The sequence below is a fragment of the Vibrio sp. JPW-9-11-11 genome (genome assembly GCF_013369335.1).
Classification (GTDB): Bacteria; Pseudomonadota; Gammaproteobacteria; order Enterobacterales; family Vibrionaceae; genus Vibrio.
The window spans coordinates 202,708-217,160 of sequence record NZ_SZQJ01000036.1 but is presented as its reverse complement, the minus strand read 5'-3'; the positions used below and the strand labels follow the sequence as shown (position 1 = coordinate 217,160).

The window sequence follows — 14,453 nt, the reverse complement described above, 5'->3', positions numbered from 1 at the left end:
AAGCCAGTCATTGTGACTGGCTTTTTTGGTGTTGAGTTAAGCGCTTTGCTTCGTCTCTTCTTCAGCGCCGATGAAGCCACCGGTCTGATGGGCCCAGAGCTGAGCATAAATACCGCCTTGCTTAACCAACTCTTGATGAGTGCCTTGCTCAACGATTTCGCCTTTATCAAGCACGATGAGCCTGTCCATCGCCGCAATGGTCGACAACCGATGGGCGATCGCGATGACGGTTTTACCTTGCATCAGCTCGTTGAGGCTCTCTTGAATCGCCGCTTCGACCTCTGAATCAAGGGCAGACGTCGCCTCATCTAAGATCAACAGTGGGGCATCTTTCAGCAACACTCGCGAAATCGCAATTCGTTGACGTTGTCCACCTGAGAGTTTGACACCGCGCTCGCCCACTTGGGCATCGTAGCCAGTGTTGCCAAACGGGTCGCTCAAAGTCTCGATGAACTCGTGGGCGTGCGCCTGTTTGGTCGCGCGCAGTAAATCATCCTCTGACGCGTCGGGGTTGCCGTAGAGAATATTGTCGCGAATCGAGCGGTGCAGCAGCGAGGTATCTTGCGTCACCATGCCGATTTTGCTGCGCAGCGAATCTTGGGTGACATCAGAGATCACCTGACCGTCAATCTTAATTTGGCCACTTTCTACGTCGTGGAAACGCAGTAGTAGGTTAACCAATGTCGATTTACCCGCTCCAGATCGGCCGACTAGACCCACTTTTTCACCGGGTTTGATGGTGAGGTTGAGGTGGTTGATGACGCCTTTGGTCTTATCACCGTAGTGGAAGCTAACATTATCAAATTCGATATTACCTTGTTCGACAACCAGCGGCTTCGCCTTAGGTTTGTCTTCAATATCAATCGGTTTAGACAGCGTTTTCATCCCATCGACGACGGTACCCATATTTTCAAATAACGCACCCACTTCCCACATGATCCACATCGACATACCGTTGATGCGCAAGGCCAAAGCGATGGCAATCGCAATCGCGCCGACACTGATGGAGTTGTCCATCCATAAGAAGATTGACAGGGCACCGATAGAGAAGACCAAAATGTAGTTGGTGACTTCGACCGCTACATCAAAGCCCGTAACCAAGCGCATTTGGCGGTAAACGGTATCCAAAAAGCCATTCATACCTTTTTCGGCGTACACGGTTTCGCGCTTACTGTGTGAGAACAGTTTTACCGTAGCGATATTGGTGTAGCTATCTACAATTCGACCTGTCATGGTCGAGCGAGCATCGGCTTGTTCCGAAGCGACTTGTTTGAGCTTAGGGACAAAGTAAATCTGGATGCTGACGTAACACATCAGCCAGATGATCATAGGAATCATTAGCCGCCAGTCGGCTTGGGCTAACAGCACGATCATTGAGGTGAAGTAGACCGAGACGTAAACAAACACGTCCATGGTCTTCATCACGGTCTCACGCACCGCGAGCGAGGTCTGCATCACTTTGGTGGCAACGCGTCCAGCAAAGTCATCTTGGTAGAAGTTCAAGCTCTGTTTCAGCAAGTAACGGTGCGCTAACCAGCGGATCGACATTGGGTAGTTGCCGAGCAGAGTTTGATGAACCAATAACGAGTAGCCCACCACTAAGATAGGCATCACGACGAGGAGCAATACCCCATAAAAAATCAGATCGCTGCGGTTATCTTGCCAAAAGGTTTCAGGGTTGCTGTTGGATAACCAGTCGACCAGGTTACCCATCGCGCCAAACAGAGAGACTTCGACCACTGCCACAATCGTTGCCATGATCGACATGATCAGCAGTGGGATTTCGAAACCGCGAGTGTAGTGACGACAGAACGCAAACACACCACTTGGGGGTTGGCTCGGCTCTTGGTCGGGAAAAGGCTGGGTAAAGCCTTCAAACTTTTTAAACATATCTTTTTCCTAAACACGCAATGAGAGTGGAACGCCGGTATGGCGTATGCGTTCGTCCATTAATAGGAAGGGCGTAGCCATGGTATACCGTCACCAATTCAAATGTAACTAGTTTATTATTCTTTCTTTTGCATAATATTCACGCGACTTATCTATTTACTGAACCATGCAGTAATGCTTACTGTATTTTCTCTATATGTCAGCAAATATTGCTGGGTAGAGTGCGATTTAGTAGCGTATTTCAGCAATATTTTATTTAACATTATGTCTACAATTGGCGTTATTGAGTGAGATTATTGAGTTTGTCACAATGTTGAAACAGCAAGCCATATTAGAAAAAAAACAATTATCAGTGCAAAACGCTAACTGTGTGGTCATGGTGCCACCGAAAGAGTTCGCCTTTAATGCTGAAACGGCGCAAGACAATGAATTTCAACACCAAGTTAACGAGACTACCAGCCATATCCGTCACTTGGCGATGCAGGAATTCAACGCGATGGTTGACCAGTTACGTCAGGCGGGTGTGCAAGTGGTGGTGTTCGATTACCCACTGGGTGATATTGAAACCCCTGACGCCGTTTTTCCGAATAACTGGTTCAGCACAACCGCCGATGGCCGTTTGTATACATTTCCGATGGCGTGTAAAAACCGTCAGCACGAAGTGAAAACCGACGCCTTAGTTGAAGCGCTCGAGTTTGCAGGTCGACCAGTGCTCGCACAAGATGATCTGTTAGACTATTTGGGGCAAGATGCTCATCTTGAAAGCACCGGAGTGATGGTCAAAGACCACTTAAACCAAACCGTGTACGCTGCGCTCTCACAACGCTGCGATCGTGAAGTGTTAGAAGATTATGCTCAGCGTATTGGCTATCAACGTGTGGTCTCGTTTCAAACGGCACTACCGTCGGGCAAGCCGATTTATCATACCAATGTGATGATGGCGATCGGTGAAGGATTCTGTGTGATTTGCGATGAAGTGATCCCTGAGTTTGAGCGTCGCTTTGTGCTCAAATCATTGGCAAAAGACAAGCAAGTCATTTCAATTTCGCTGGAACAAATGAACCAGTTTTGTGGCAATATCCTTCAGTTGGAAACGGTCAATGGTGAAAAAGTCATTGCCATGTCGCAGTCGGCTTATGATGCATTCTCACCGGCGCAGCTGGCTCAGTTATCGAGTCACGGCAAGTTGATGCCATTTAACGTTCAAACCATCGAAAACATTGGCGGTGGCAGTGTGCGTTGTATGCTTGGTGAGGTATTTTTGCCTAGCCGTACGCATCAGTTATAAGCTTTGAACATGGACACAAAAAAACCGCCCAAACTGATGGGCGGTTTTTTTTGTTGCTGGTATTAGAACTTCACTTGATAGTTGACGCTGTATGTGCGACCACGACCTTTGTAATCATAAGCCGCTGCATCATAATGCGTCGAGTACAGGATTTGTGCGCGCTGTCCCCAGATGGTGGTGTAATCGTGGTCGAACAAGTTTTGAATACCAAAACCTAAGCTGCCGACCGGAAGTTGGTAACTACCGACAAGATCGAATACTGTGTATCCATCGAGTTGGTTGTTCTCCGCGTCTGTGTAGTCAAACATGGTTTGGCTTTGTAACTTAAGCGCCAAAGCGTCGTCATACCAGCCAGCCCATGCATTGGCACGTGATGTACTGGCTTCGCCTGCCGTCATATCTTGCCAACCGTCATCGTCTTTGATTTCTGAGACCACATAGTGACCTGAAGCGCCAAGCTCAATCTGGTCATTGACCCAATAGGTCGCCATCGCTTCTAACCCGTAGACGCGTTTTTTGTCTTCGAGTTCTTCAATCAGCAAGGTGGTTTTATTGTACTTAACCGACTTATCAGAGCTTGAGTAGTAGGCGGCGGTTTGTAGGCTCAAGCCGTTTTTATCCAATCGGTACCCAAGCTCGATGCTGTCCGTTTTAATCCCAGACATCTTAGAGTCACCGACATTAATACTGTCGTCTAACTGCCAGTGATCACCGACTAAGGTGTACTGGCCTTGGCCGTAGTATTTGGCAGGATCGGCGAGGTCAAAACCTTGTGAGAAGTTAGCCCAAACTTGAGAGTGGTTATCGAGATGGTAGATCGTGCCGACATTGAACAAACCCACACTGTAATCCGTCTCTCCACCCGGAACAGCATCGGCGGTTAAGCCGTTTCCGGCGGCTATTTTCTTCTGTTGCTGATAGCCGATAAAATCATCAATTTTGTTGACCATATGTTGATAACGGAAACCACCTTCCAGTGACCAATCTTCGGTAATCTGGTAATCGGCTTGGACAAAACCTGCTACCGAGGCGACTTCAACACCAGGATAGCGGCCGACTTCTGCATAGGTTCGGTTAATCAGGTTGCCAGAATTGTTGGCGATCGTAGAGTCATACAGCGCTTGGTTGCTGTCGAGCTTATCTTGATAAGCATCCACACCGTAAACCAAGTTAAGCTTATCAAACTGTTTAGCTAACGCCGCTTTTAGTGACAATACATCGGTTTTTTGCTGACCAGAGGATTGGTAATACGGGGTGTAGGTTTGATCTTCATGACGGTATGACGCCTCGGCGATCAATTGGTGGCCCCAAAATGCATCATCAACATAAGAGGCGCTGAGCATCATGCGCTTGGTGCCGTGTTCGCGATCCGAGTCAAAGCCCTTGCGAACGTCGATAAAGTCACCATTTTCAATATACAAGCCGTAAGGGGAGTCTTGCTGGCTGTCATAGTATTGAGCCAATAGGTTGAGCTGCTTGGTGTCGGAAATATTCACGCCAAGCGTCGCCATTAAGTCGACGGTTTGGTTGAACTGCAGCGACCCTTGCGAAATGTCTGGCGTGATAATGTCGCCATCGGCATCGTAAAAGCCCTGGGTTTCTGAGTAGACGGCAGAAGCGCGAGCGCTGACTTTGTCGTTGCCACCCGAGATAGATTGAGCGACTTTATAGTCGAAATCTTGGCTCGAATTCAGACCGGATGTCGCCCCAACGTAGGATTCAAACTCGAGGTCTTGGCTATCGGCTTTCTTCGTCACGATATTGATAACACCGCCTGAAGCGCCTGCACCGTAGATAGAGGTTGCGCCTGACAGCACTTCGATACGTTCAATGTTGAAGGGGTCGATTGAGTCCATGTAGCGGCTAATTTGACGCGACGATTGCAGCGAGACGCCATCAATCATCACCAGCATTTTGCGTCCGCGCAGGTTCTGACCATAGTTAGTGCGCGCGCCGCTGCTGACATCAAGTGAAGGAATCGAAGTGGCGAGAATTTCACCCAGGGTTTTTCCGCCACGATACTCTTGCTCAATTTGCTGAGAGTCGATGTACCAAACGGTGCCTGGGATATCGCTGATCGCTTTTGGCGTCCGACTAGAAACCACCACCATTTCATCAAATAGGGTGTACTCTTCGGCGACGGAAGGCGTCGCCATAATCGCTGTCGCGACGGCCATTGCTGCGCAAGACAGCGGCACGTTGTTTTTCTTTACTTGCATTTTCTTCTCTATGTTTCTTGTCGTAATTAGCCCTTCAGTGGTGAATAGACAACCACTGTCTTTCTTGGGCGGGGTAAATGTCACTCACCAGTGACGGTCAGTGACAAAAAAGGGTTTAGGCGACCAACTTCTCGACCATTGCACTCGGCGACAGCCAGTCGATCATGCCTTGACCAGACTCAGTGTCGAAAATGGCTTCGCCTGCCAGACGGTTGATGATTCGAGCACTGCGCCACGCCATCAAACTCAACTGTGGTTCGGCGATGCCATGGGTATGCATTCCGGCATTCACAGCGAAAATCTTATTGCGCTGCTGGCCTTCCCACTGGATCTCAAAATCTGGCGTCATCTGGTAGCGGTGGTGCGCGTCGAGATCGAACAGTGGCAAAATCTCGTTCAAACAAGCAGGGTAAGGGGCTTGAAATCCGGTTGCTAAGATAACGATGTCTGCTTGATGCGTTTCTAAGCATTGACCTAGCGCGTTGCTGGCGGTGAGGTTAAATCCATTGGCTTGTGCGCTGATTTGATTCAAGGTGCGATGTGGCAGCAGGCGTACCCATTTCTCTTCTTTAAGCACGTCAAATCTGTGGTAGAGCTCTTGATAAATCGTCAGGAGCGCTTTTTGGGTGATGCCATCCGATGTAAGTTTTTGCTGGGCCACTTCTTGTTGTTTCACTTGAGGAGATAAGTTGACAAACGCATTGACGTAATCGGGAGTAAAGAACTCATTGGTGAACGCAGCTTCATCAAGTGGTTGATAGTTAGAGCGGCGCGACAGCCAGTCAAGAGACTTGGGTTTACCCCATTTATGTTGTAGCGCGTTGATGAAAATATCGGCACCGCTTTGACCACCACCAATGATCATGACGCGTTTTCCGCTAAAGTCGCGCTGTTTCAATCCCATTTCGGCGGCGTGGAACACCCGTTCGCCGATATGCGGCTTGGCACAATCGGGCACACTAGGAACTTTACCTGTACCGATACAGAGGTTATTGGCTTGGTAGCGGCCTTGGCTGGTATGCAGAGTAAAGGCGCTACCATCGTATTCGACCTGTTCCACTTGGGTCGAGAATTGAACATTGTCTAGCTGGTGGGCCGCCCAAGCGAGATAGTCAGAAAACTCATGACGACTAATGCACTGCAGCTCTGCGGACAAGAAGCGGTAGAACTTTTTGTTTTGCACCAGGTAGTTGAGAAACGAGTAACGACTTTGTGGATTGACCGCTGTGACTAAGTCTTTCAAAAACATGGTTTGCATGTGGGTGTTATCTAACAGTAACCCGGGGTGCCATGCAAAACTGTCTCGGCTTTCGAAGAAACGAGCGTTGATTTGGGGGGTATCAGCAAGTAGCGCGGCCACACTGAGGTTAAAAGGGCCGACGCCGACGCCGGCGAGGTCTAGTTTGACGTTGTTAGTGTGTTCCATAAGAACAGTCCTTTTCTTGGTTATAAGCGGCTTAACGGAGCGCTAAAGTTATAGTTATGAAGTGGTTAGCGGTTGGCGTCGGTCTCGAGCGCCTTCACCAGCGGGTTATCTAGCATGTCATCCATATCTGGTAGCATGCGCGACGCGCTGGCATCGGTGCTGTGGCGAAACTTGGCCAAGTTAAGTCCGATGCGTAAAATTCTCGGTTTGAACAGATCAAATTGTTTAAACCTGTGTTGATAGTCACTGTGAGTCGCCATGTAAGCTTTAAGCCTTTCGCCAAGCAAGCGATAGAATCGCTGCTCAGAGAAGCCCAACTTGGCGACTAAGGGTGAAATAAAACGTAGCGTGGTAACAAAGTGCCCGGTTTGCAGATCATGAATGATCAAGGATTCATCTAACCGAACCGTGACCTCTTTGACGCGTTCAGCGAGCGAGCTTTGCTCTGGATAGTCGCTGCTCACTAAGCGCATATCGCCTTGGAAATCTTTGAGCAGAATGCGCTTTGGCGCGTTGTTCTCTAATACTAAGGTGACGTTTTGTCCGTGCGCGATCAGAGAGACGCCGTACTTACATAGCAAGTGGTAGTAAGGAATCACCACAGCGTCGAATAACTGGCTTAGCCAGGCGTCGATGCTCAGGCCGGACGCCTGAATATACTCAGCAATTAGCGGTTGACCGTTAAGGTCGGTTTCCATCAGCGCCGCCATTAAAATAGCGTGCTCGTTGTGTTTAAGCTTAGACACCGCCGATTCTCGCCAAATCACGCCTAACAGTTCGTGGTAACGATACGGCGCGTTTGCTAGCAAGGCGTAGTCAGCTTGCGCAGCAAACGCCGCTGCTGGTTCTTGCAGTACCTCGGCTTGTTTTTCAACCAACAACGAGTCGGTTTTAAACACTGTGTCTATCCAATCTGAAGCCGTAGGCCCGGCAAGGATATAGCGCCCAGGAATACCTCGATAACAGGAGGTGTTCATGATGGTTAATGGCAGTTTAATGTCATAATGATGTGGTCGGGTGACATTGCTCAGCGTGCGCAGCGACAACTGGGGCAGAAACTCATCACCGACTTCACCTAAGTACACCAACTGTTTTTCTGCCAACTCGCGTACAAATAGCAGCGAAAGCTTGTTGTTCCACTGCCAAGGGTGGACGGGCAGATAATGATAGTCTTGGATATCGACGTTAAACGCGGCCAGTGTGCTATCGAGCTGACGACTATCCTGCTCAGACATACAAGCTTGTACCAGTTGCGGCCAGTTGACACTGTCGTTCGTCGCGAGCTGAACAATAGTGCGATGAACCGCCACCCAGCCGAGCTGAAATGGGCGCTGTGACTCTGGTGCATATAAGTTTAAGTCATGGCTTCCCCAGCCTCGGCGCCCCTTGTTAAAGGCAAATTTGGGGTGTCCATCAAAGTAAGTCTGTTGCTGCTCACACGGCAGCATCGCCAAATCGCGCGCTGTCATCGACTGTTTACTTTGCATGAGTTTGCAGTCACCGAGCAACGTCGCATTCAAGTCTTCCAGATGCTCGGCAAAGGCGTCGTCTGGCATATTGAGTAGCGTTTGTAAGTCGCGCATTAATAGCGCTGCACTTAACGGCTGCTCAGTCTCGGTTTTTGACTCGCGGTAGATCGATTGAGGGTCAATCAGCACTTGGCCCCAAATGTTCGCTTCGCCCGAGAAACGGTAGCGTGTACCGTTGTCTAGCGTGAGTTGGTAGCCTAGCTCGGTCGTTTCAAATTTAAACGCTTGCTCATAGGCAAACTCACTGAGAATCTTGGCTACCATTTTCTGGTTGGCGATCGACCAGAATTGATGGAGTGCTAGTTGTTCCATTACCACTGCTCCGTAAAGAAGGTGTCACGCTCTAACATCAATAAAGCAGAGCGTTTATGCGGGAAGTTAAATTCAAAGCATTTGCGATAGCCGATGGGTAAAATACGATTGAACAAACGTTCGTTGTCGCAGCGAGGTTCGAGCACGATGCGATTGGTGCGTACATCATCAATAAAGAGATAGTGGCTGATCGCTTTCATCCAAGCATTGAAAAACTTGGGGCCACGGAACGACGGTTCTCCTACTAGCAGGTGAATGCCGCGGTCGAAGGGTTGCACATCGTAATACGGGCTGAGCCTGTCCTCAGCGACCCAATAGGCTTCAATGTAACCAAACGCTTCGCCGTTAAACTCACCAATCAAAGGAATTAGGTGTGGATCCGCGAGGCGCTGCTGAACAAACTCAGCTAGCTTTTCTTGACTCCACGCCTGCTCCCAAAATTGTGCGACGCGTGGGTCATTCATCCAGCGAGTAAAGCGCTCGAGGTCGGTGTTCATATCGAACAGTCGAAAACTGACGTTTTGCTCGATATCACTCTCGTACCTTTGATACACCTGGCCGTGTGGCATAGGCGGGCGCAAAGGGTGGTGGCGGTAGTTTGGATTGGACTGAACTAAACACTGCGGGAAGCCGCTTGATGGTTTGTGTTGATGCCAAACCAGCGGCAATTGGTAAAAAGCTTGACGGGTTACCTGCTCATCGGCCAGCGGCAGCAAAGTTTCTATCCAGCGCATAACGTCATGGTCTGAGCTGATAACGCGGCACGCCGCGAGCGTTTTCTGCTGGCTAAACAGTTGGTCCAGTTCACGCACTAACTGATCGCCGATTTCAGAGCAAATCAAATCGCTCGCGTGTAAGGTGATCTCCACCGTGGCGTGTGGCTGGGCGTGGTAAATAAAGGTATTAAACTCAGGCATAGGTTGGTTCCTCGACGTTGGCCAAAGGATTGGTCAGATCGAAATAGATCACCGCGGGGTCAGGAATTGAGTTCTCGTTAAAGTTTTGCAGATAGCAGAAAAAGTTCCCTTTGCAACATAACGCGTCACTGCTCAAGACATAGCGAAGACATTCATCGTCTCTCACGCCACTAGCTAGCAGAGTGGCTAGGTGATGGTGCAACACTTGGATCAGGTGCGCTTCTTCAACGTTCAAGTGAGCACTTATCGCGGAAATAACGTTGAAAGTGGAATTGATGATCAAGTAGTAAGCGAAATAACGGCGGACTTTATCTTGGTTCCAGTAGTTTTCTAGTGTGTGCTTGTCGCTACCAAGTTGGTCGCCGAGCAGGCTGAAAGCGAGGTCGGTGTAACCTGTCCCTTGGCAGTCGCGATAGTACATCCCAATCGGTAAGCCTTGATCTAACTGCATCACTATATTCTGCTGATGGGCAAGAAAAACAATGCCCCAGTTGGCTTGTAAATCGAATAGGGGCACCACGGCGTGACGGCAGTAGGCGTCGAACCAGCGAATAGCGGCATCGTCGGTGGTGATGTTTTGCTGCTCGGCGTAATACTTAATACGCTGTGCAACAAGACTGCTACCGCCATACGGATTTTGTTGGGTTAAGGTCGCCAAAACCACCGCTTCTTGCTCTGGAGTGTCCATGAGCGGATTGTCTCTAAATGCCACAAGACTCTCGTCAATGATCTCGCCGCTCAGATCCCGAATTCCCATAAACGCAGGCTCTTGCATGAGTTGGAAACCTTGGCCATTGCCAAGTAGGTTGGCTAACGAAGGTGCCTGAAATAAGTCGTTGAGACGAGTACCACGCACGACTTCCTTGAGTGACAGGTTGCGGATGGAGTTGGTCAGTTTGACGCTCAACGAAAACTTCAACATGTAAGGCAGGCTTGGGGCGTAAAGGGAACGGGTCGATGAAGTGGGATACCAAGTCGCGCCTATCTGACCGAGGTTCTCTATCTGCTTGGTGGCGATATAGCCTTTGATCGACGGATTATCTGCCATTACGTGCCATTGCCACGGGTGAACGGGCAGCAGAGTTTTGCCTTGCTGTGCGGCGTCTTTTAACGCTTGGGTTAAAGTGACATCGTGCGCCACGAGCGTATTAAGGCGCTGGTCAAAATCGACGCCAGCAGAACTGCCGGTGATGACAATATCTTGATTGATGGCAAGCCACACCAATTTGAACTTGCCACCAAGTTCAGGAGAGAAGCGTTTCGCATCGGTTAGAGTGAACTGCTCACGACTCTTAGGAGCCGGGTGGAATGAGTGACCAATCAAAAGGCCTTGCTCTGCGGTCTTGAAGTCGAGCTGAGCGTTAAACAAACGCTGCTGGTATGGCGAATGTTCAATGGCTTGCTGGGTGTTACGTTGGCTTTCGAGCACACGCTTGATGAAGGTCTGCTTTTGCGCGTCGCTGACGACACCGACCAGCGCCGGTTCATTGACAATACAACTGATTAATTGTTCGGGCGTTAGGGTCTCGACACCTTGCTGATTGAGTAATAAAGCCGGTAAACGGTACTCATGGCTGCCTAAGCTGGAGTAGTAGCTAAGAGGAATATGAATGGTGCGCTCGCCTGATAAGCTAAGCTGATAAATGTGCTCACCACCTTGGTGGCACAACAGTTGAACAGAGTGACTTTCTCGGGCTAAGGAGTTGAGAAAACAAGCAATAGCTGGTTGGTTTGTATTGACCAGATTGGTGGCGTTCTCGAGGTTAAGCCGATCGTTGTTACGATTCATTTTCTTTCTCGTTATGTTATTAACTAAACTGACGAGAGAATGCTAATTATTATCATTCGTATGATCAACTGGTTTTTGGTGTTTTAGGCAAATTTATTGTCAGGAATGTAATTAGACTTATTAATCAAAGGGTTATTTTCGGAAGGTGAACGAATGTTACCTTCCGAATATCGGCGTGTTAGCGACGCATGAGATAGAGAAAATAGCCACCGCCGATCAATGAAGCGAGTAAACCCGCCGGAAATTGCCATGGAAACCACAGGTTACGCCCTAACCAGTCGGCCCAAACCATAACAATCGCACCGAGTAGCGCTGCGGTTAACATTTGCGCTTGAGGTCGATATTGATGCAGTGAACGCGCCATATGCGGGGCGAGTAAACCGATAAAGCTCAGTGGGCCAATAACAATGGTGCACAGCGTTGTCATCGCCGCGACCAGCAACAGTAGCATTAAACGCACGCGGGTAGCGCTCAGTCCTAAGCTATGGGCTGTCACTTCGCCGAGCTCGATAATCGCCACCCAGCGCTTGAGTGCTAAGGCGAGTGCGGCAACCACCCCAACCCCGACGGTGAGTAACACGATATCAGAGTGGGCCACCAGATAGGTTGATCCAGAAAGCCAAGTCAGGAGTGAGGTGGCATTGTCTTGTCCTGAACTGAGGGCAATGCGCAGCAGGGCATCGAACCCGGCACTTAATGCGATGCCAGTTAATAGGGTTTGACTCGGAGCAAACTGATGCTTGCGGCCAATCCACCACAACAACGCGGTGACCGATAGCGCCCCTGCAGTGCCAAGCAACATCTGTTGCTCACGTTCTACCGCGATACCTAGCAGACTGCCAAGTACTAATGCGAGCGCGGCACCAGAGCTGAGACCAAGCACTTCAGGGCTCGCCATTGGGTTATTTGATATCCGCTGAATGAGGCTTCCCGCAAACGCTAGACCTACCCCTGCCAGCAGCGCCGCTAACACTCTAGGCAGGCGAAGCTGTAACAGCTGTGAGTCTAGGGTGAGGTGCCAACCATATTGACCTTGGCCGACCACTAGTGCAGTTAAGGTACTGATTAGCAGAAGAAATACCATTGCAGAGCTAATGGACCTGAAATTCACTTGGCGATAATGTTCAATGTGTTGATCGCGCGAGCGCAATTGAGATTGCAGCTTGGTCCGTTGTAAAAGCCAAAGTAAGAATGGGGAACCAATCAAGGCGGTCATCGCACCAGTGGGTAGCAGCTCTCCTCCGACGCCAGACAGCGGCTGCACTGCGAGATCCACCGTCAAGAGCATCAATGCGCCAATCGCGCCACTGGAGATGATTTGAACAGCCAACTGTCGACAGCCGAGTAACCGGGCGATCGCGGGCGCAACAATACCAATAAAGCCAATTAAACCGACTTCGCTGACCACTGCGGCGGTGATAAAAATCGCTAAACCTAAGCAGAGTACTTTGATCTGCTTGATATTGACGCCTAAAGAGGTAGCGACGTTGTCGCCAAACTGCAAGGCGGCCAACGGTCGCTGGAGTAGCAGTAGCATCAGAGTCGGTAGGGTAATGAGTGGCAGCAAGAGCTTGGCACTGTTCCATCCGTTTTGGTTGAGGGCACCACTGCCCCAAACGAAGACGCTAGTCAGCTTTTGTTCGTGGAGCATCACTAACATGGTGGTGAGTGAACCGATAAACAGACTCACCACCATACCCGCCAAGAGCATATGCAGCGGCGCAAAGCCACGAGTGGCGCTTAAAGCAAAGACTAAAGCGGTCGTTAAGCATCCTCCAACAAAGGCTGGTAAAAAACCGGGCAGCTCCCATCCCGATGGGAGTATGAGTAAACCAAGGATCATGCCAAGCTCGGCTCCTGACGCGACACCCAAGGTGGTGGGCGAAGCGATGGGATTGCGCAGGACATACTGCATCACGCAGCCCGCCACGGCGAGGGCAAAGCCACATAGCAGTGCAACGCTCAGTCTCGGTAGATACGTTAGGTGAGTAATCAAGTGTTGATAGTTATTGGCGTCAAAGTGCCAGAGGGTATCCCATACCAGCGCCGTCCCTTGCGAGTAAGGCGCGGTATAGTGGATAAGCAGTGCAATCATACCCAGCGGTAGCAGCGCGACCAACCAAGATGTGACGGGGAAGTGCCTTGGTTTTACGAAGTTTAAAAGAAGACCGTTCATGGTGATTGTGTGGTTAGCTGCTTGGTAATGTTATCGCTGAAACGTTGAGCGGCAATTAGCCCGCCAAATGTCCAAATCGCCGGTAACTCGTAGACATCATCGCGGCGAGTGAACGCCATGGCCTGCCACAGTGGCGAGGTTTGCAAACTTTGGCGTTGCTCCGCTTTTAATGGACCAAACAGCAATACTTTGCTCTGCTGGTGCTCAGCCAACTTCTCTATACCTGTGGTGGTAAACCCCCATAAGTTGGTCGGTTGTTGCCAATCATTGCGCAGACCCATGGCTTTGATGGTGGCATCGGCTAGAGAGCCCTGGCTGTGGACGCGTAATGTCTTGTCATTGATAAAACGAGCGAAGAGTAGCCCATTGACGTCGTCAACGTGAGGTCGAACTCGTTGGCCATTTTCTTTAAGCACTTGGTGGGTCTGTTCGATTACTTGCTGCGCTTCGCGCTCTTTGCCAAGCAGGGTGCCAAGTGTACGAGTGATTGAGGCTGCAGAATCGAGTGGATGTTTGTTTTGATTGTATACGGTGAACACCAAAACAGGCGCTATATCGTTTAATGCCTGGTAAGCCGCCGCCATGTGTTGGCTTATCAAAATGACATCAGGTTTCAACTGGCTCAACAACTCAATATTCGGTTCACGTCTCGAACCCACATTGATCGCGTTGGCGTTGAGTGTAGGCTCAACCACCCATTGTTGGTAACCGTCAACGTCGGCGACGCCTTGCAGCTCAACCCCTAGGCTTAACACGGTTTCTGTCAGTGCCCAGTCTAGAGCCACCACCTTGCTCGGTGGCACTTCAAAGGAGGCGACGCCCATTTCGTGCTCGATATCGAGGGCGGACACGGGCAAAGCGAGAAGAGAGAGAAAGATCAAGCAGAATGTTTTCACAACAGAATCCT

General features: G+C 49.9%; 9 protein-coding genes. 1 reads left to right on the top strand and 8 read right to left on the bottom strand.

Features of this window, described 5'->3' with window-relative positions; translation table 11 throughout:
- Positions 1-36: 36 nt before the first annotated feature.
- The gene (locus tag FCU94_RS16850) at positions 37-1,890 is read right to left on the bottom strand and encodes an ABC transporter ATP-binding protein (protein WP_176289633.1); all 1,854 of its coding nucleotides are present in this window, start codon (positions 1,888-1,890) and stop codon (positions 37-39) included.
- Positions 1,891-2,200: 310 nt separating this feature from the next.
- On the opposite strand from FCU94_RS16850, the gene FCU94_RS16845 reads away from it, so the two are divergent.
- Positions 2,201-3,178, top strand: coding sequence for an arginine deiminase-related protein (locus FCU94_RS16845; protein ID WP_176289632.1), 978 nt, complete (start codon positions 2,201-2,203; stop codon positions 3,176-3,178).
- 62 nt (positions 3,179-3,240) lie between these two features.
- On the opposite strand, the gene FCU94_RS16840 is transcribed toward FCU94_RS16845, so the two are convergent.
- From FCU94_RS16840 to FCU94_RS16810, 7 genes are all read right to left on the bottom strand, one after another.
- The gene (locus tag FCU94_RS16840; RefSeq protein ID WP_441351754.1) at positions 3,241-5,355 is read right to left on the bottom strand and encodes a TonB-dependent receptor; all 2,115 of its coding nucleotides are present in this window, start codon (positions 5,353-5,355) and stop codon (positions 3,241-3,243) included.
- A gap of 157 nt (positions 5,356-5,512) precedes the next feature.
- Positions 5,513-6,823, bottom strand: coding sequence for a lysine N(6)-hydroxylase/L-ornithine N(5)-oxygenase family protein (locus FCU94_RS16835; RefSeq protein WP_176289630.1), 1,311 nt, complete (start codon positions 6,821-6,823; stop codon positions 5,513-5,515).
- A 65-nt stretch (positions 6,824-6,888) separates the two neighbouring features.
- Positions 6,889-8,664 (bottom strand): IucA/IucC family protein, encoded by a 1,776-nt coding sequence (locus FCU94_RS16830; protein ID WP_176289629.1) that lies wholly within the window; start codon positions 8,662-8,664, stop codon positions 6,889-6,891.
- Entirely contained in the window at positions 8,664-9,581 is a 918-nt protein-coding gene (locus tag FCU94_RS16825; RefSeq protein ID WP_176289628.1) for a GNAT family N-acetyltransferase, read from the bottom strand. The genes FCU94_RS16830 and FCU94_RS16825 overlap by 1 nt, the downstream gene beginning before the upstream one ends.
- Entirely contained in the window at positions 9,574-11,370 is a 1,797-nt protein-coding gene (locus tag FCU94_RS16820) for an IucA/IucC family protein (protein WP_176289627.1), read from the bottom strand. Before FCU94_RS16820 ends, FCU94_RS16825 begins: the two co-directional genes overlap by 8 nt.
- Positions 11,371-11,548: 178 nt before the next feature.
- A complete protein-coding gene (fhuB, locus tag FCU94_RS16815; protein ID WP_441351753.1) occupies positions 11,549-13,465 on the bottom strand; it encodes a Fe(3+)-hydroxamate ABC transporter permease FhuB in 1,917 nt (638 codons plus the stop codon).
- A 77-nt stretch (positions 13,466-13,542) separates the two neighbouring features.
- The gene (locus FCU94_RS16810) at positions 13,543-14,442 is read right to left on the bottom strand and encodes an iron-siderophore ABC transporter substrate-binding protein (protein WP_369597266.1); all 900 of its coding nucleotides are present in this window, start codon (positions 14,440-14,442) and stop codon (positions 13,543-13,545) included.
- Between the last annotated feature and the right edge of the window lie 11 nt (positions 14,443-14,453).